The organism is Cellulophaga lytica DSM 7489 (assembly GCF_000190595.1).
Classification (GTDB): Bacteria; Bacteroidota; Bacteroidia; order Flavobacteriales; family Flavobacteriaceae; genus Cellulophaga; species Cellulophaga lytica.
In genome coordinates, this window is record NC_015167.1 from 2,352,821 (window position 1) to 2,369,537 (window position 16,717).

14 protein-coding genes are annotated in these 16,717 nt (G+C 30.8%); 10 read left to right on the plus strand and 4 right to left on the minus strand.

What is annotated here, in order from left to right; genetic code table 11:
• The 3 genes from CELLY_RS10525 to CELLY_RS10535 form a co-directional block, all read right to left on the minus strand.
• A complete protein-coding gene (locus tag CELLY_RS10525) occupies nucleotides 1–378 on the minus strand; it encodes a DoxX-like family protein (protein ID WP_013621659.1) in 378 nt (125 codons plus the stop codon).
• Between the two features lie 7 nt (nucleotides 379–385).
• Nucleotides 386–889 carry a GbsR/MarR family transcriptional regulator gene (locus CELLY_RS10530; protein ID WP_013621660.1) on the minus strand — a complete coding sequence of 168 codons (504 nt, stop codon included), beginning with the start codon at nucleotides 887–889 and terminating at the stop codon, nucleotides 386–388.
• A 175-nt stretch (nucleotides 890–1,064) separates the two neighbouring features.
• Nucleotides 1,065–3,578, minus strand: a complete 2,514-nt coding sequence (locus CELLY_RS10535) for a leucine-rich repeat domain-containing protein (protein ID WP_013621661.1) — start codon at nucleotides 3,576–3,578, stop codon at nucleotides 1,065–1,067.
• A gap of 222 nt (nucleotides 3,579–3,800) precedes the next feature.
• Here CELLY_RS10535 and CELLY_RS10540 point away from each other — a divergent pair, with 222 nt between their 5' ends.
• The 9 genes from CELLY_RS10540 to CELLY_RS16730 all read left to right on the plus strand — a co-directional run bounded on the left by CELLY_RS10540 (nucleotide 3,801) and on the right by CELLY_RS16730 (nucleotide 14,685).
• Nucleotides 3,801–8,789: a DUF4132 domain-containing protein gene (locus tag CELLY_RS10540; protein ID WP_013621662.1), complete on the plus strand. Its 4,989-nt coding sequence runs from the start codon at nucleotides 3,801–3,803 to the stop codon at nucleotides 8,787–8,789.
• Between the two features lie 122 nt (nucleotides 8,790–8,911).
• Nucleotides 8,912–9,328, plus strand: coding sequence for a hypothetical protein (locus CELLY_RS10545; protein ID WP_013621663.1), 417 nt, complete (start codon nucleotides 8,912–8,914; stop codon nucleotides 9,326–9,328).
• Between the two features lie 86 nt (nucleotides 9,329–9,414).
• Nucleotides 9,415–9,876, plus strand: a complete 462-nt coding sequence (locus CELLY_RS10550) for a hypothetical protein (protein ID WP_042256931.1) — start codon at nucleotides 9,415–9,417, stop codon at nucleotides 9,874–9,876.
• Nucleotides 9,877–9,902: 26 nt separating this feature from the next.
• A complete protein-coding gene (locus CELLY_RS10555) occupies nucleotides 9,903–10,406 on the plus strand; it encodes an endonuclease V (protein ID WP_013621665.1) in 504 nt (167 codons plus the stop codon).
• 139 nt (nucleotides 10,407–10,545) lie between these two features.
• On the plus strand, nucleotides 10,546–10,995 hold the full coding sequence (locus CELLY_RS10560) for a hypothetical protein (RefSeq protein WP_013621666.1): 450 nt from the start codon (nucleotides 10,546–10,548) through the stop codon (nucleotides 10,993–10,995).
• A 58-nt stretch (nucleotides 10,996–11,053) separates the two neighbouring features.
• The gene (locus CELLY_RS10565; protein WP_013621667.1) at nucleotides 11,054–11,572 is read left to right on the plus strand and encodes a hypothetical protein; all 519 of its coding nucleotides are present in this window, start codon (nucleotides 11,054–11,056) and stop codon (nucleotides 11,570–11,572) included.
• A 10-nt stretch (nucleotides 11,573–11,582) separates the two neighbouring features.
• Nucleotides 11,583–11,978 carry a hypothetical protein gene (locus tag CELLY_RS10570; protein ID WP_013621668.1) on the plus strand — a complete coding sequence of 132 codons (396 nt, stop codon included), beginning with the start codon at nucleotides 11,583–11,585 and terminating at the stop codon, nucleotides 11,976–11,978.
• 35 nt (nucleotides 11,979–12,013) lie between these two features.
• The gene (locus CELLY_RS10575) at nucleotides 12,014–12,898 is read left to right on the plus strand and encodes a hypothetical protein (RefSeq protein WP_013621669.1); all 885 of its coding nucleotides are present in this window, start codon (nucleotides 12,014–12,016) and stop codon (nucleotides 12,896–12,898) included.
• 41 nt (nucleotides 12,899–12,939) lie between these two features.
• Nucleotides 12,940–14,685, plus strand: a complete 1,746-nt coding sequence (locus tag CELLY_RS16730) for a leucine-rich repeat domain-containing protein (RefSeq protein ID WP_013621670.1) — start codon at nucleotides 12,940–12,942, stop codon at nucleotides 14,683–14,685.
• Between the two features lie 87 nt (nucleotides 14,686–14,772).
• Here CELLY_RS16730 and CELLY_RS10585 read toward each other — a convergent pair whose 3' ends face one another.
• Entirely contained in the window at nucleotides 14,773–15,789 is a 1,017-nt protein-coding gene (locus CELLY_RS10585) for an LLM class flavin-dependent oxidoreductase (protein WP_013621671.1), read from the minus strand.
• 343 nt (nucleotides 15,790–16,132) lie between these two features.
• On the opposite strand from CELLY_RS10585, the gene CELLY_RS10590 reads away from it, so the two are divergent.
• Nucleotides 16,133–16,714: a DUF4494 domain-containing protein gene (locus CELLY_RS10590; protein WP_013621672.1), complete on the plus strand. Its 582-nt coding sequence runs from the start codon at nucleotides 16,133–16,135 to the stop codon at nucleotides 16,712–16,714.
• Nucleotides 16,715–16,717: the final 3 nt, after the last annotated feature.

A 16,717-nucleotide genomic window follows, 5' to 3' on the forward strand; every position in this document is an offset into this window, starting at 1 on the left:
CTAGTTTGTTTTTTTTAAATGAAATTCATTATAAAAGATCACACAAATTAAAAGTAAAGCAAAAACGATGTTGTATTTACCCCAAAGCAATAACTCTGGCACTAGAGCAAATTCTAAAATATTCATTACACCTATTATTAGCATTTGTAGCATTGCGTTTACTCTAGATTTATACCCACTAAAAATCCAAACTGCCATAAAAATTTCTAATACTCCAATGCTAATTGTTAGGGGCTTAGCAAAACCATCACCTAAAATATTATCTACAATTTTTTGGTGTCTTGGAACTAAGTTTAGCACTTTGCACAATAACCCGTTTGCAAGCCAAATAAGCCCAATACCAATAGTTAATATTTTATTTAAGATGTTTTTTTGCATTGTTGGATTAGCTAAAAATTTTTAAAATGGATTTTGTAATCCAGTTTTGCTGTTGATTAGCCATTTTATTTAAAAGACTATCTGCAGTCTCTGTTAACTCGCACATAGCTTTAGTTTGTTTAATAAACACATCTGTTTCTTTTGTGCCATCGGGAGTTATATTGCTAACTTCTTTTAATACTTTTATGGTTGGTTGTAGCTCCCTTCGGCTACGTTCTTTAGCAATTATACGTGCTAATTCTTGCACATCTTTTTCAGTTGTAAAATATTCTTTACGTTCGCCGGCTTTAAACTCTTTACTAACAATTCCCCAGTCTATAAGTTGTCTTAAGTTCATACTTGTGTTACCTCTAGAGATTTTTAATTCCTCCATAATTTCTTCCATAGAAAGTGGTTCTGAAGAAATAAATAAGAGCGACTGTATTTGTGCCATTGCTTTATTAATGCCCCAAAGAGTACCTAAACTACCCCAAGTGTTTATAAATTTAGATTTTGCTTCTGTGTAGTTCATCTTTTAAAAAAACTTAAATTCACCACAAATATATATTAAATATTTTAAAGTTTCAGTAATTATTGAAAGTTTAATTATCTAACAATGTAAAATAACTAACCTAGTACTGTTATTATTAAATAATACAATACTACGTTATTGTGGGTTTAGGGATAATTATAGTATTACTATAGCTCTAATAAATTGGAGTTTCACTATCTTCCTTATCAAAATCTCTTCTTAATCTATATTCATTCTTAGCTAGTGCTTTGAATTTAGACCATTTCATATTGTCTCCCCTAAATTTTGAAAACCTATAAATTAATTGCTCTAAATTCAGATTCTTAAATTTATCAGACACTTGCTCTGTAAAATCACACCCATTAACACTCATAATTTTTAATTGGGTTAATTCGGCTAATTCTACAGGTAATGGGGAATACCAAAACTTTTCTATTCCTAATACTCGTAAGGATTTCATTCCTCCTATCCATTTCGGAATTTGTCTTTTAGTATATGGTGCATTTATGTATAGGGTGTCTAAATTTAAGTCTGCAATGGTCTCTGGGTAAGTTTCAAATTCTTTACTAATGCTTTGTAACCATAAAAATTTAAGCGTTTTCCAACGTGATGCGGTAACTATAGCATTATAACCAAAATTTTCACACCATAAAACTTTAAAAGTTTCAATGTTAGGTACCTCTAAATTTTCTATAGATTGTATATCATTGTTATAAAATAATTTTAGCGTTTTTAGTTTATTTAAAGTAACCTTAGGAAATTCTGCAATACTTTCACAATCTTTAATTTCTAAAAACCTTATGTTAGGTGTATGTTCTAATAATAATTTAATAACACTAGTATTACCGTTAAAATTTGTAATTGTTAAGTTTTTTAAGTTAGGGTGTAAATAAGTGGTTAAATCATTATTTTGTTGGGTATTACTTTTATTAAAATCAATGCTTAATGTTTCTAAATTACAAAGTGTTTTTAGTGCTGATCCTAAATCTTTTACGTTGCCGTTAAAATTAAATTCTTTAATATTTTCAGGGTTTCTAAAATTATTAAAATCTAAAATCTCATTTTTGCCATCATTAACATCGCCTAATTTCATTTTTTTAGCACTTATTAGAGAATGAAATTTTTGTAATTCAGTTATAGGTGTTCTTACTAGCTCTATATTTTTTACTAAAAAATCTTCAGTTCCTGGCTTAACTTGTTTTATAAATTTAATGGTAAGATTATCTGTTTTTCTAGGTAAGTTATCTGTATTTAAAACTAGTGCTTCTGCACGGTGTACTGTTAAGGTTTTTAAATGCTTTATTTTAGAAAATGCTTGAGGAAAATTAGCAACATCAGCATTTGTTATTTTACCCTTAACAGGATTATATATTCCGTATACAAGAACGTCTTTTAGATTTTTACACTCGTGGATATCCTCTAAAACCCATTCTAAATTATGTGCTAATCTATATGCAAGCGTATCCAATTTTTTAAAAGCAGACAGTGTATATGCACTTTTTTGTTTTGGAGCATCGCACATAATTTCTATATCTTTTAAATTAGGAAAAAATAAGGCGTTATCTAATACAAAACTTAGAAGTTTTTGATTTCGGATAACAATACTTTTTAACTTAGTTGCAGACATTTCTCCATAAGGTATAAACGCTACATGCAAACTTTTAAAACGCTTAATATTTGGTCCAAAAATAAATGCAGCAGGAACTTTCTTTAATTTTGGTAAAGAAACTGCCTCAAAAAACTCTAACCTTTTAAATTCACTAACAGATGCAGGAAATTGTTCTAACTCCCTCATACCACTTAGCCTTAATGTTTTTAGTTTTGGCAAGTAACCAAGTGTTTCTGGTAAAGCAGTTAGATTTTTAAGCCTAAAAAGCTCTAATTTTGTTAAACTTGCTGGGAGCTCTACATTAGAGAGGTCTTTTACTTCAAAAGAGCCCATTCTTAAATGCTTTAAACTAGTAAGTTCTGTAAGCCAAGTAAAGTTAACTATGTTAGGGTTAGGATCGTCATCACCAAAAGGAAAACTCCCTCTAAACTCCAACTTTTTAAGTGTTTTTAACTTGGTCATTCCTATAGGAATCCAGACAAGGTTTGGTGCTGCTAGTATAAACTCTTTTAAGTTAACTAATCGTTCTAGTTCTTCTGGTATGTATTTATAATCAATGTCAAGTTCAAGTTTCTCTAATGAAGTAAGTTGCGTTATGTTGTTTACAACGTTACTAAAACCTTCTTTCTGTCTAGAGGTGCTAATTGTTAATTCTTTAATACCATTAAACTGACCTAAAAGACGTGGTGTTTCTATGAAAAGTTCAATAACCTCTTTACTTCTATATTCAAGCGAAAGCGTTAAACGCTCACAAACAAGTTTATATAATTTAAAAAGGTCTAAATCTTTTGAAAGTAGGCCGTACTCCAATATAGATTCCAGTTTCTTGTCAAAAGCTTTAGAATCTTTTGTTGTAGTTATTTTTTTTCGACTCTTAAAGGCTATTTGCAAAGCCTCTGGAGCCTGTTTTTTTATAATGTTAGCACACTCCGTTCTAATTTGCTTGTTTTTAGTAGATTTCGCAAGTACAAAAATCTCGTAATAAAAATCTTCTGGGTAATTTTTGCAAGCTTTAATATTTTTAAAAGATGATTCCTCTTCAAAAAAGTTGAAACCGAATTCGTGATTAGCAATTATCATAAGGCAGTTTAATTTTAATGTTACAAACCTAAAATATTTACAGGTAGGTTTTATAACGGTATTCAGTTAGGCTAAAATATCCCATAATTCAGGGATAAAAAATGTTTGTAGTCTTAATAATTTGCGAAAGTTTTAAGATTAAATAAAATAAGAACATAAAGACTTAGTTTATATTTAAAACATAGTAAACAAAGCCTAAATTTATAAAAGAATATTACCTATATGATTCCATTTGAAAAAGCACAAGCGTATATTAAAAAGTATAAAAAAGAAGAATTAACAGACGCAGATTTTGAACAGTTTTCATATCCATATCAAGTGTTGGGTATGATTGTGGCAGATGTGCTTAACCCACGACAAAGACACGAGACTGTAACTATTTTCTCTAATGTGTTTGATGATGAAACTACCGTAAACCCATGGGCAACTGAAGAAGGTATACGCTTAGGTTCTTTTTTGTTTGGAGATATACAATCTCCTTTTTTACCAGTGTTATGGAGTATGTTTAATGCCTTGCCTTACCAAAACGGGTATAGTAGAAGAGCTTTTAGAACAAAACCAAACACAGATCATTTATATAATAAGTTAGAGTATTTTAAACGTCTTTTATATGCTAACCGTAGTGGTTTTGGCTATTTGTCATTAAAAGAACAATTTCAGTATTCTACGTATTTTGATAATAGACACAGTTATTTTTTTGCTGTTGTATTGGAGTTTAAGGGTGAGTTGGTAGATGAGGTTGTAAAAGATATTATACAGGGCGAAGATGAAATTGGTGGTATAAGTAGGGATATAATTAAAGGTTTATTACTTACAAAAAAAGAGGCGTATTGGGAGTTGGTAGCTAAACTTTTGCTTGCAGCACAACGCCAAGAAGGGTTAAGGCAAACTATTTTAGAATCTATTGATACTACCAGTTTGGGAGCTCTAAAATATATGATGAATGTAATTTTAGAGCATGATTTAACTCGTTTTAGTAGTGTAGTTAGAGCAGTAGACACGTGGTTTGGATTTGGTTGGGAAGCTCCTAAAAAATCTACAATAAAAAGAGTTTTAGAATTAAGTAGAGATCATATTTTAGATTTAAAAAATATTGAAGACTGTTTAACTAGTAATGATAATTTAGAAATTTATATAGGTCTTTGGGCTATTGGTTTAATAAATGTAGATGCTGCTAACCAAAAAGCATTAGAGTTGGTTTATAAAACAGATAGTTTAGAGAAAAAAATACTGTGTCTGTATTTTGTAAGTCAAACGCAGCGTACCCAGAATTCTATTGTTGATTATTATAAAAAAGAACTAGGCAATAACCCTGCATTAGATTATTGGTTAACTGTTAATTTACCTGTTTTAGAAATAGATAATGATCTTTTTAGTCGAATTGAAAAAATAGCAACGAGTCTACCAAAAGATGGTAAGGTGTATGAAGGAATGGTTTTTTCTTGGCTAAATTTTACAGTTACACCAAACTATTTTTATAATTTTTTAATCAAGCATGCTTCAGAAGAGCAATTAATTTTGTTATCTAATGATTTAGCAAAGCTGCCATCAGAAATTAGAGAAAGTTATATTAGAAAAATTTTCCCAAACCATTATACATATTCTTTTGGATATAGTTACGGAAGAACAAAACCAAAAATGCTTGTACTATCTAAAGATGCATGGCGAAGAGAATTAGCGCACCAAGCAGTTAAAGATAGAAATGAGTCTGTAATGTCTACGGGTCTAACGGTTTTTCATCATATGCCTTTATACCAAAAAGAATTAGATATTATAGAGGATTTATTTGGACGTAAAAACAAAACTTTACGCTCTGGGTTAATAAAACTTGTAATTAAGCAGCCAGAAAAAGTATTTAAGCAAACTACGCAAAATTTAATCACATCTAAAAGTGTAGATAGGCGCTTAGCTGCATTAGAAATACTAACAATTGTAGATGAAGAGGAGAAATACCCAGACTTTATAGAAGAACAAATAACACTGTTTAAAGAACGCCCTAAATTTACAAAGAACGAAAGTGTATTTTTAGATAAGTTTTCTAAAACAAAAGTAGGGTATACGTTTAGTAATGGTTTTGGAGCTGTAGACTATAACAACTTAACACCTTTATATACACCACAGGTAAATTTTGAAGAGCCTAAAAGTTTATTTGATAAACTTGGTTTTACACCATCAAAATTTAAGTTCAAAAAATTTATAGATGATGAAAAAATTGTAACTCAAATAAATAAGTTAATAAATCTTATACATGAAAATAGAAATTATGAGTACCAGTTTGAGGCTTATGATGGAGAAACAGGTACAACATTAATTGCAAATGGTATTCATAACATAAAAAGAATTCAAGAAATTGTTACGCCAGAAGTACATTTAAAAAATGTTCCTTTAGCAGATCTTTGGATAAAGTGGTATGAAGAAAGTGGCCTTAATGATTTTGAAATGTATATGGCCATACGCTACATTAATAGAGTTAATGCTCCTTATGGTAATTATGATAAATTAGAAGATTATGTACAAAAATATGTACCTAATTTAGAAGCTATAAATGTAGACGCATCAGACCGTAGTTATTACAGTGTAAATTCTAAATACACAAAAGTATTAAACCTGTTACTTAATGCTTACGCAGATATGCCAGCATTATTTAGCTTTAAGTTAAGCTTATGGGAAGATGTTATTGCTAATTTTCCAGAGAAATTAAAAACAACTAAATTTTCATACAAAGGGTATATGTATGACAATTACAACTGGGTAAGTGTTGTAGATGGTTTGGTTTGTGTTATCAATCAAGATGAATTAACTGAGTATGGTACATTAGAACAACTAAAAAAATACTGGGATATAAAAATGTATTTGGCTGCACAATACATAGGGTATCCAAAGGTAATAACAAACATTAAAGACATTACAGATAAAAAAATACAAGACAGAGGTTTGGTATTGCCGTATTTAGATATTTCTTTAGTGTTGTATCAAAAAAATATAATTAATAAAGACGATCTTCTTTTTCAGGCACTATACTTATCAGAACTAATGTCTATTTTAGATGGGGTGCAAAATTACAGACTACGTAACGGTAGTTTAGATGTAGCATTGGTTCCAAAAGGTGTTCTTGCAGAGCTTAAAGCAAATATACTTTCTGTAGAGTTAGAGCGTGGAGATTTAGCAACAGATGCATCAGAATATATTTCTTCTCTTTATAAAGTAGAAGGTGTAGACTATGTTTTTAAAGTACTACAACGCATGGGTAAAGATACTTTTGAGCGTGGTTATAGCTATTATGGAGACAGTAAAAGATCTAAGTTTAGCTCTATCTTAAAAAAGAGTGTGTTAAAAGAAACCGAAACTTATACAGACTTTGCAGCACTAGCAAATGAAACTAAAATTCCTAAAAAACGTTTAGTAGAGCTTGCTTGTTACGCAACGCAATGGGCAGGTTTTGTAGGTGAGTATCTTGGGTTAGAAAAATTAGAAGATGCAGTTTGGTGGTTTCAAGCACATGCATCAGAATATATGAGTAGCGAAAAAGAAACCATTATTTCTAGGTATTCTAATATTCCAAAGTCCGACTTTGCAATTGGAGCTATAGACATAGACTGGTTTAATAAAGTGTATAAAAGTATAGGCAAAGCCAACTGGAAAATTTTACATGAAGCAGCCAAATATATTACAGATGGTAATGGGCACAGACAAGTAAAACTATACTCTAGTGTAATGCTTGGCGAAGTAAAAATTACAGAGACCTTAAAAAAAATAAAGGAAAAAAGAGATAAAGACTATGTACGTGCTTTAGGCTTAATTCCGCTTAGTAAAACTATTCCAGAAAAAGATTTATTAAAACGCTACAACTTGTTGCAACAGTTTTTAAAAGAAAGCAAGCAGTTTGGTGCACAACGTCAAGAGAGCGAGAAAAATGCAGTAGAAATTGCGTTAGACAACCTGTCTAGAAACGCAGGTTTTCAAGACCGCGTACGCTTTAGTTGGGCTATGGAGAGTAAAGCAACTTTAGCAATAATGGAAAACGCCGTTTTAAAGTTTGATGATGCAGTTATAGAACTGGTAATTACAGAAGATGGCAAAACAGATATTTTAGTAACTAAAGGCAATAAAAAACAAAAATCTATACCTGCTAAGTATAAAAAAGACAAGCAAGTATTGGCCTTAAAAGAAGGCAAGTCTTACTTATCTAAACAATACAGTAGAACCCGTTTGTCTTTAGAAAATGCAATGGTAAATGAAGATGAGTTTACAGCAGCAGAGATTCAAAAAATAATGCAACACCCAATAGTTAAAGTTATGCTTAGCAAATTGGTGTTGTTTGCTCCAGAAAAAGAATTTTCTGGTTTTTATACAGACGGAGTATTAACAGATACAGAAGGTAAAAAGCATCAATTGCAAGATGATGATGTTTTGGTAATTGCACACCCATCTCACCTATACAAAGCCGTACAGTGGGACTTGTACCAAAAACACCTATTTGCAGAGCGTTTGGTACAGCCGTTTAAGCAGGTATTTAGAGAGTTATACTTGGTTACTAAAGATGAGCTAGAGCTTGGTGCAAAGTCAGAGCGTTACCAAGGACACCAAATTCAGCCTAAAAAAACAGTAGCATTATTGCGTAGCAGAGGTTGGACGGTAAGTCATGAAGACGGGTTACAAAAAGTATATCATAAAAAAGGCTTTATGGCAACAATGTATGCTATGGCAGACTGGTTTTCTCCAGCAGATATAGAGGCACCAACCTTAGAGCACATTGTATTTTATTCCTTAGAAAATTACAAGCCAATTCCGTTAAAAGACGTGCCATCTGTAGTTTTTAGTGAAATTATGAGAGACATAGACCTTGTGGTTAGTGTTGCTCACGTAGGTGGTGTAGACCCAGAAGCTAGCCATAGCACTATGCAAATGCGAGCAGCATTGGCAACCGAGTCTGCACAGCTTTTTAAACTTAAAAACATTACAGTTAAAGAGCGCCACATATTGGTAGCAGGTACTTTGGGCGAGTATAGCATACATTTAGGAAGCGGACAAGTAAGTAAAAACGGCTTACAATTATCTATAATTCCGGTTCACAGTCAGCACAGAGGACGTATGTTTTTACCCTTTGTAGACGACGATCCAAAATCGGCAGAAATTATTTCTAAAATGAAGCTTTTATCAGAAGACAACAAAATACAAGATCCAACCATTTTAGCACAAATTAATAGCTAATTTAAAAATAATAAGGGCGTTCCCCACTTAAGGTGGGGCGGGCTTTTGTTGCAAGTCCTCGTGCTATCGCACTGTGGGCTTTACACGCCAATCCCTAACGCGCCAAAAAACTATAAATACGTATGCCACAACTAACACTACAACTTAAAAGACTAGGTAAAAAAAAGGTAAAACAAATACCATTAACCTTAGACGCAACTCCTAATAACTTGCAACAGTTATTGGTAGGTTGTGTAAAAAACCAAGTAGAAGCTTTTAATAAAAAAAGAGTAGAGGTTAATGTAGTTGGTTTTTTAAGTCCGGCAGAAATACAAGAACAAGCCCAGAGTGGTAAAGTAGATTTTGGCGATTTAGCAAATAAAGATTTAGCTGTAGAACAAGAAGCTATAGATAATGTACTACTTGCTTTTAAAGACGGTCTTTTTGTTGTTTTTGTAGATGGTGATGAAGTTACCAGTTTAGATACTCCTTTACAATTAACAAAAGACAGTGTTGTAGCCTTTATACGTATGACGTTTTTGGTTGGCACTTACTGGTAGTTTTTCGTATAAAGTAAACGTTTTAATTATAAAAAAAGATAATGAAAAAAATAGTTCTTCTTCTACTTGTATTAAACTTTGGTTGTATGAAAAACATAGCTAAACTGCCTAAGTCTGCTGAAATCACTGTGAAATATAGGGTTTTAGATGAAGAAATAAGCCCTAATAATACAAATTGCGCTAACAAAGTTGTTCCATATTTACAAATGAAGGACCACGATTGTTCATTTAAAATAGAAGAATTTGAGTTTGATATTGAACGTAAATATGTACTTAACAAGAATGGAAGTTTAAAAGAGTACTGGCGATACTTGGCAGAAGGACCATTAACCTATTCTATGCAGCAACTAAATGGAGATCTAAAGTTTAAGTCACACGAAAAACTAAATAATTTTAATATAATAGTAAAAGAAGATAGAACAGCAATTATAGACAACAATACTATCTTTAAAATTGAAAGAATTTTTGAAAAAGAAAAGCTAATTTTAATTGAAAAAGGGAACAAAAATATTTTGGGAGGTAGAAGAATTTTGTATGCCTATAAGTAAGGCCAACTTAAAAAGAAACAAATATTATGATTTTAGCCTTTGATACTTATTACTACAATAATAAAGCAAAAACAGTAGGTGTTAGCTTTAATAATTGGTTAGATGATACTGTTTTTGAAATAAAGGAAGAAATTATAGAAGATGTGCCGGACTATGAACCGGGTGCATTTTATAAAAGAGAATTACCTTGTATTTTAAGTTTGCTTAAACAGTATAACTTAGAAGATGTTGAGTTAGTAATAGTAGATAGTTATGTTTTATTAGATGATGACGGAAAATTAGGTTTAGGCGGACATTTATATAATAGTCTAGATAAAAAAAATCCTATTGTTGGTGTTGCAAAATCTAGTTTTCATTTAAATAAAACAAACAGTAAGCCTCTTTTAAGGGGAGACAGTATAAAGCCACTTTACATATCTGCTATAGGTATAAATTTAGATGAGGCTTATGAGTTAGTTAAATCTATGCACGGTAATTACAGAATGCCAACCTTATTGCAGATTTTAGATACCAAAACAAAAGAAAAATAATTACACTATTACTCTGTTTTTTAGACTTTTCTAAAAAGTAATATCCCTGAAAAAAGGGGTTTATATAACAATGTATTGCTGTAAATTGCGATCAATTAATTGGTGTGCAATTGTTATGGTAAAGAATAAAATTGTTTTAATGTTTTTATTTATTGTTAGCATAGTATGTGCACAGCAAAAAACAGAAGACGTTTCTTTAAAAGAAATGAAACAAGTATGGGCTACTTTTTTATCAACCTTAAAAACAAAAGACACTGTAAAGTTTAAGCAATTATCTGCTTCTAAAATTAGATGTTATAACTGTTTAGAGAATACTCTAAAAGAGCAAAAGAAATTGGCTTACTCTAGAGATAATGATGAGGATTGGTATACTAAAATTTATGAGCAAGATATTTATATTCCTATAACAAAATTTTTAGCAGAAGATTACAACCTAATTTTTGGACATCACTTTATTGGACTTTTAGCAGAAAGCGAAACTATTTATGTAAACCACGCAATAGAAGCGGTTAATTACATAGAGGTTTTAGTAACTACCACTAAACCAACTAAGTTTCATGAAGGTGGCCAAATACATTTAGATTTGTAAAACAAAACAAAATTTGGGTTTTAGATGAACTAAGTACAATTCCTTAAAAAAATAAAATATGGTAGAAGTAAAATCTTTAGTAATGGCTATAATTAGCTTTTTTATACAAGGAGAAGTTCCTCTTGTTAGTACAGATACAGTGTTTTTTGTAGATGTAGAGTCTAAAACAATAACTATAGAGCAACATAATTTATCTACAATTAAAGGGCAAGAAGAAGCTGCTACTGTTGGTTTAAAATTAGCTATGGAACAAACATCTTTAGACGACTCTTTACAAGGTTTAACATTAATATCTAAAAAGATCTATGAAAAAGATAATACGCTTAATGCAACCATAAAATTAAATTACAATTCTATAAAATACATTACATCTTTAGGGTTTCATTTAAATACAGATGGTACGTATGCTTATTATAAAAATAATACAATAGAGTTACTAACTGATAATGGAGTAGAAGAGGAGCATCAATATAATTTTAAAGCAGATCAAAATATAAAATTTAAAATAACACCAATTATTTATAAAGACGTTAAACTAATTTCTTTAGCTCCAGCTTGGAATAAAAAACAATATTAATACAGTAGTAATGAAATCAGAAGAAAATAAACTATCAGAGTTACAGAGAATACCAGAAACAAAGCTTAACGTGGTATTAGAAGAATATCTAAAATTTATGTCTAGTACAAAGTACATTCGCTATGTTCTGCTGCTTTTTGGTGCATTAGTGTTGTTATATAATGTATTTATAGCTGGCAAATCATATTCTTACTCAGATTATAACACTATAAAAACATCTGTTATTTTAATATGCTGCATATTTATAATAGTATTATTGGTTTTTGCAGGTGTTTATTTTACTAAACAATTAAAAGTAAAAGGGAAGTTAAAAGAAATAGCAGAGTATAATAATCTAGACTTTAAAAAGGTACGTAAAGAATTTAATATTTATGTAAAAGAGGCCTTAGGAGGATATCCAATATAGTTAAAAATAAAAAATAACCACAAAACACTAACCTTATGAAAAAAAATACAATAATATGCTTAGCTATTACAACAATATTATTAACGTTATCTGCATCATGTAGTTTTAACAAATCTGTAAAAAAAAACTTTAGTATAGGTTTAATCACTAAAGGAGATGGTATAAATGTAGATGAGGTAGAAGTTACTTTAGATGACCACATCCTAGACGATAATACATTAATTTATGGTAAAACATTAGTAACAACCTTTAAGTCTGTAGATGGTTTTACAGAAGAAAACGGAAAATACTACCCAAATTTAGCGGTATCTTTAGTTTCTAAAGTAGGAGACACAGTTTTAAAACAGGCTAATTTATTGCCAAATTCTAACAAAGGTTTAAATTTAGATATGAAAGATTTAAGAGGGCAAGTTAGTTTTGCAAACCCTATTTTTTCTGACAAAACCTACACATTGGTATATACATTAACAGATCTAAAAGGAGAAGGAGTATTAACATCTACTATGGATGTTGAGCTGGTTAAAGACCCAGATATTAAGATTGATGCAGAAAAACTAGTGTATAAAGAGTCTTATTTGTTTTCTCCAGAGCGTAAGTCTATGATTACCAACAGAAAAGTTGGGTTTAATGATAAAATGTTGTTTATATTTGAAGGCCTTAAAGGATTTACTAATAAAAATGGTGCTGTAGAACTGGGTATGACAATGGTTGTTAAAGATGATGACGGCCGTGTTATATTAGACCAACCAGATCTATTTTTAAACCAAAAAGTTAACCCAGCACTGGTAGAACAATCAATACAGGCTTCTTTAATTTTAACTAAAGGAGCTATTAGTAACCCTGTAAAATGGCAAGTGAAAATTTGGGATAAAAATAGTGATGCAACAATTACAGCCAAAACCTTTTTAGAGGTAGAGTAATTTGTAGTATTACGCAAGAATAAATTAAACACAACTAACCATTGGAAGAATTAATTTTAGATGCATTATTTCAAGACTTTAAAGAAAGAGAAGTTTTGAAGGTTTCACCTTTTGGAGATATTTTTTTTAAGGAAGATGACTTAAAAGGAGGAAAAGTGTATTCCGTTTGTCAAATTTTACCTCCAACCAGACCAGTAGATAATCCAGCAAAAAAAGGAGAATTTATGTTTTTATGTCAGGTTATTGCTTTTGATGAGGATACTTTTCAGCAGTTTTTAACTGTAAAAAGAAAGTCCTTTTTTTTTAAACGCAATGTGCCAGAACAAATACAAAATTTATACGATGCTTTAATTACTAGGTTTGGGTTACGGTTAGAGCTTAAAAAGAGATTAGGAAAAACTAGCAAAGACCAAGTTTACGGCTATTGTGCATCAGACCCATATAACAGTACAAACCCCAATGCAGAAAAGGTAGATTTGTCTGTATACCATAAGGAGGTTTTAAAATATATAGAGAAAAACCCAAGGCAATTTTATTCAGATATTTGGGAGTTAAATAGTGAAAATGATTTTGGACTAGCAACCCAAAAATTATACTATGGTTATGGTTTTGAGTTGCCACGTGGTATTTTTGAGTGTAACAACCTAAGATGTTTAGCAGTGTCTAATCAAACTGTAAAAGATTTATATCCAGGTATTTTAAAGTTAAAATCACTTAATGAGCTAACCTTGCGTAATGTTAGCTTAATGGCTCCAGACTTAATTAATAAACTTTATAAGTTTAAGTATTTAGTGTCATTAACAATTTCTAGAGATGGAGATTATTACAGTGTGCCATTAAATGGTTTGCCTCCAAAATTAGAACAAATAAATAGTCTAAAATATTTAGATTTCTCAGGTAATAAAAGTCCGCTTTGGTCTTCTGTTGTTAAAATTACGGGCTTAAAAACCCTTAATTTATCTAATACATCATTAACTAGAATAACATCAAGAATAAAAAACCTAAACCGTTTAGAAGAGTTAGATTTGTCTAACAACAAAATAACAGAACTGCCAGAGAGCTTGGTTACTTTAAAGCGTTTAAAAGTATTAAGGTTAAATAATAATCCGCTTTTAACGTTGCCAAATTGGATAGGGAAACTTAAGCAATTAGAGGTTTTAGATTTGCAAGAAACACAACTTACTACACTGCCAGATAGTATTTATAACCTTACCAATTTAAAAGAACTTAATTTAAGGAAAAACCCTTTTAAAGATTTGCCACAGTCATTAGTTAAAATACCTATGAATGTATTAAAACTAGAAATGCAAAATAAGGCATTGTTTAGTGAAGAGGTTAAGCTAAAGTTAGAACAATTACCAGATGGTGATTGCTATTTTGAGTCTGACTTTAACTTTAAATTAATGGTAATAAATAAGTTAATGTACATAGATGAGGTTTTGTATCCTAAATTTAATGTTCATTTTTTTGCCAAAAATTATAAAGATCGTACTATAAATATTGAGGAAGAAGGGTATAAAATAATACCAGAAGTTGCAGCTTATTTTAAAAAGTTACCAATTCCGTCATCATTATTGTTGGATATTGTAGAGTTACAACCAGATGGAGGAGATGAAATTTACGCCCAATTAATTCCGTTTTGGAGCGGAGAAGATAACAGTTTTGATGTAAAATCTATAGCTGACATTAAATATTTACCAAGTTTAAAAGTTACCAATTCTATGAATTTTTCAGATGAATTAGTTGCACAGTTAGAGGCAAAAAATATAACGGTAAAACGTTATTAAAAAAAGCAACTTTCTAAATTTGCGAGCAGTTTAGCTACTGTGTGCAAATTCAAAAAATTGCTTTATCAAAACAAAAAAAACTTACTTTTATTTCTTTTCTAAATTTATTTCATTCATTATTTCTGCAAATAATTTGTATGATTTTATACGGTCTGTATGATTGTAAATATTAGTTACAGCAATAAGCTCATTAACTTGCGTTTGTTCTAAAAATTCTTTAACCTGTTTTTTTACAGTTGCTTTGCTTCCTATAAAAGAATACTTTAACATTTGGTCTACAGCAGGGTGTTTAAACATTTGTCGTAAATCATCAGTCATTTTTACAGGAGGTAACATAAAATCTCTTTGATTGGTAAGTAAACCAACAATAATTTTAAGTAAAGATGTAGATATGTTTTCTGCTTCTTCATCTGTATCTGCCACAATAACATTTACACCAGCCATTGTATAAGGTGCTTTTAATGTAGTAGAAGGTGTAAATTCTTCGTTGTAAATTTTTAAAGCATCGTGTAGCTTAGCAGTAGCAAAATGGCTAGCAAAAGCATAAGGCAAGCCTTTTCTAGATGATAAATGTGCACTGTCTGTACTAGAGCCTAAAATATATAAAGGAACATGAACACCTTCTGCAACAGTAGCTCTAACTTTAGAGTTCTTGTTATCTGCAGAAAAATATTGTTGTATTTGTGCTACTTCTTCAGGGAAAGAGTGTGCTGCCTGTGTATGGTTTGGTCTTATGGCGTGTGCCGTTTCAGGGTCTGTTCCAGGAGCTCTACCCAAACCTAAATCTATACGGTTTTGGTACAGTGTACCAAGTGTGCCAAACTGTTCTGCAACAATTAAAGGTGAGTGGTTTGGTAGCATAATACCACCAGATCCTACACGTATTGTTTTTGTGTTTTCTGCAACATTACCAATTAAAACTGCAGTAGCAGAACTACCAATAGTTATAGAGTTATGATGCTCTGCAAGCCAAAAACGCTTGTAACCAAAGGTTTCGGCATTTTGCGCAAGATCTACGCTATTTTTAAATGTAGTTTGTAAAGAATTACCCTTAGATACTATGGCAAGTTCTAAAACCGAGTATGCTATTTTTTTTGATGACATTTTTTTCTGTTTGTTGCTGTTATTTTAAGAAAGTAACAGTTTTTTTGGACTTTATTTTGTCGTACTAAAGACCTATTAATTACACCTATATAGTTGAGTGTAAATTATGTACTACAAAAGTACAATTAAGCAATAAATAACACGGCTATTTTAAGATGTGTTATGACTTATTTAAGTCAAGTTTAGGAATAATGCAGAAACTATTTTAAAAGTTTAGCGCTCAACTGTCTTGTAATAAGAATACTACGTTTTTTATATTTAAATTGTGAATATCTATTTGCGTAATTACAATCTATTTTTTTTAGTAACGGTTATATTTGGCTTCCCAAAAAAAATAAAAATTATGAGCGCAACTTGGTACGAATGCAAAGTAAAATATAGAAAAATGAGCGACACTGGAGCTCAAAAAGTAACAACAGAACCTTATTTGGTAGATGCAATTTCTTATACAGAGGCAGAAACTAGAATTAATGAGGAAATGAAAGCATACATTAGTGATGAGTTTAAAATAACAAACATAAAAGTTGCAAATTTTGCAGAAATTCATCCGTTTGAAAATACAGACCGTTGGTTTAAAAGTAAAGTTTCTTTAATTGCTTTTGATGAGGAAAGTGGTAAAGAACGTAAAACAAACATGTATTTATTGGTACAAGCTAACGATGTTAAAGAAGCTTACGATAATACCGTTGCTGTAATGAAAGACACTATGGGTGAATATACTATACCTGCAATTACGGAGTCTCCTATTATGGATGTTTTTCCTTACTTTTCTGGTGAAGAAGGAGAACTAGATCGTATTCATAGATTTAACGAGATAAAAGATTCTGTTCCTGAGGTTGAAGAAACAGAAGAGGCTAAAGAAATTTTAGAAGATGAAGCGTTAGCACTTGTTAGTGCAGACGTAGATTTAGATGAAGAAGAGTAGTAA

Bases quoted from the DNA above. Each gene is read 5' to 3' on its own strand.
- CELLY_RS10530 (WP_013621660.1), bottom strand. From the start codon at position 889: ATGAACTACACAGAAGCAAAATCTAAATTTATAAACACTTGGGGTAGT.
- CELLY_RS10525 (WP_013621659.1), bottom strand. From the start codon at position 378: ATGCAAAAAAACATCTTAAATAAAATATTAACTATTGGTATTGGGCTT.
- CELLY_RS10570 (WP_013621668.1), top strand. From the start codon at position 11,583: ATGAAATCAGAAGAAAATAAACTATCAGAGTTACAGAGAATACCAGAA.
- CELLY_RS10585 (WP_013621671.1), bottom strand. From the start codon at position 15,789: ATGTCATCAAAAAAAATAGCATACTCGGTTTTAGAACTTGCCATAGTA.
- CELLY_RS10590 (WP_013621672.1), top strand. From the start codon at position 16,133: ATGAGCGCAACTTGGTACGAATGCAAAGTAAAATATAGAAAAATGAGC.
- CELLY_RS10540 (WP_013621662.1), top strand. From the start codon at position 3,801: ATGATTCCATTTGAAAAAGCACAAGCGTATATTAAAAAGTATAAAAAA.
- CELLY_RS10545 (WP_013621663.1), top strand. From the start codon at position 8,912: ATGCCACAACTAACACTACAACTTAAAAGACTAGGTAAAAAAAAGGTA.
- CELLY_RS10555 (WP_013621665.1), top strand. From the start codon at position 9,903: ATGATTTTAGCCTTTGATACTTATTACTACAATAATAAAGCAAAAACA.
- CELLY_RS10565 (WP_013621667.1), top strand. From the start codon at position 11,054: ATGGTAGAAGTAAAATCTTTAGTAATGGCTATAATTAGCTTTTTTATA.
- CELLY_RS10575 (WP_013621669.1), top strand. From the start codon at position 12,014: ATGAAAAAAAATACAATAATATGCTTAGCTATTACAACAATATTATTA.
- CELLY_RS10560 (WP_013621666.1), top strand. From the start codon at position 10,546: ATGTTTTTATTTATTGTTAGCATAGTATGTGCACAGCAAAAAACAGAA.
- CELLY_RS10535 (WP_013621661.1), bottom strand. From the start codon at position 3,578: ATGATAATTGCTAATCACGAATTCGGTTTCAACTTTTTTGAAGAGGAA.
- CELLY_RS10550 (WP_042256931.1), top strand. From the start codon at position 9,415: ATGAAAAACATAGCTAAACTGCCTAAGTCTGCTGAAATCACTGTGAAA.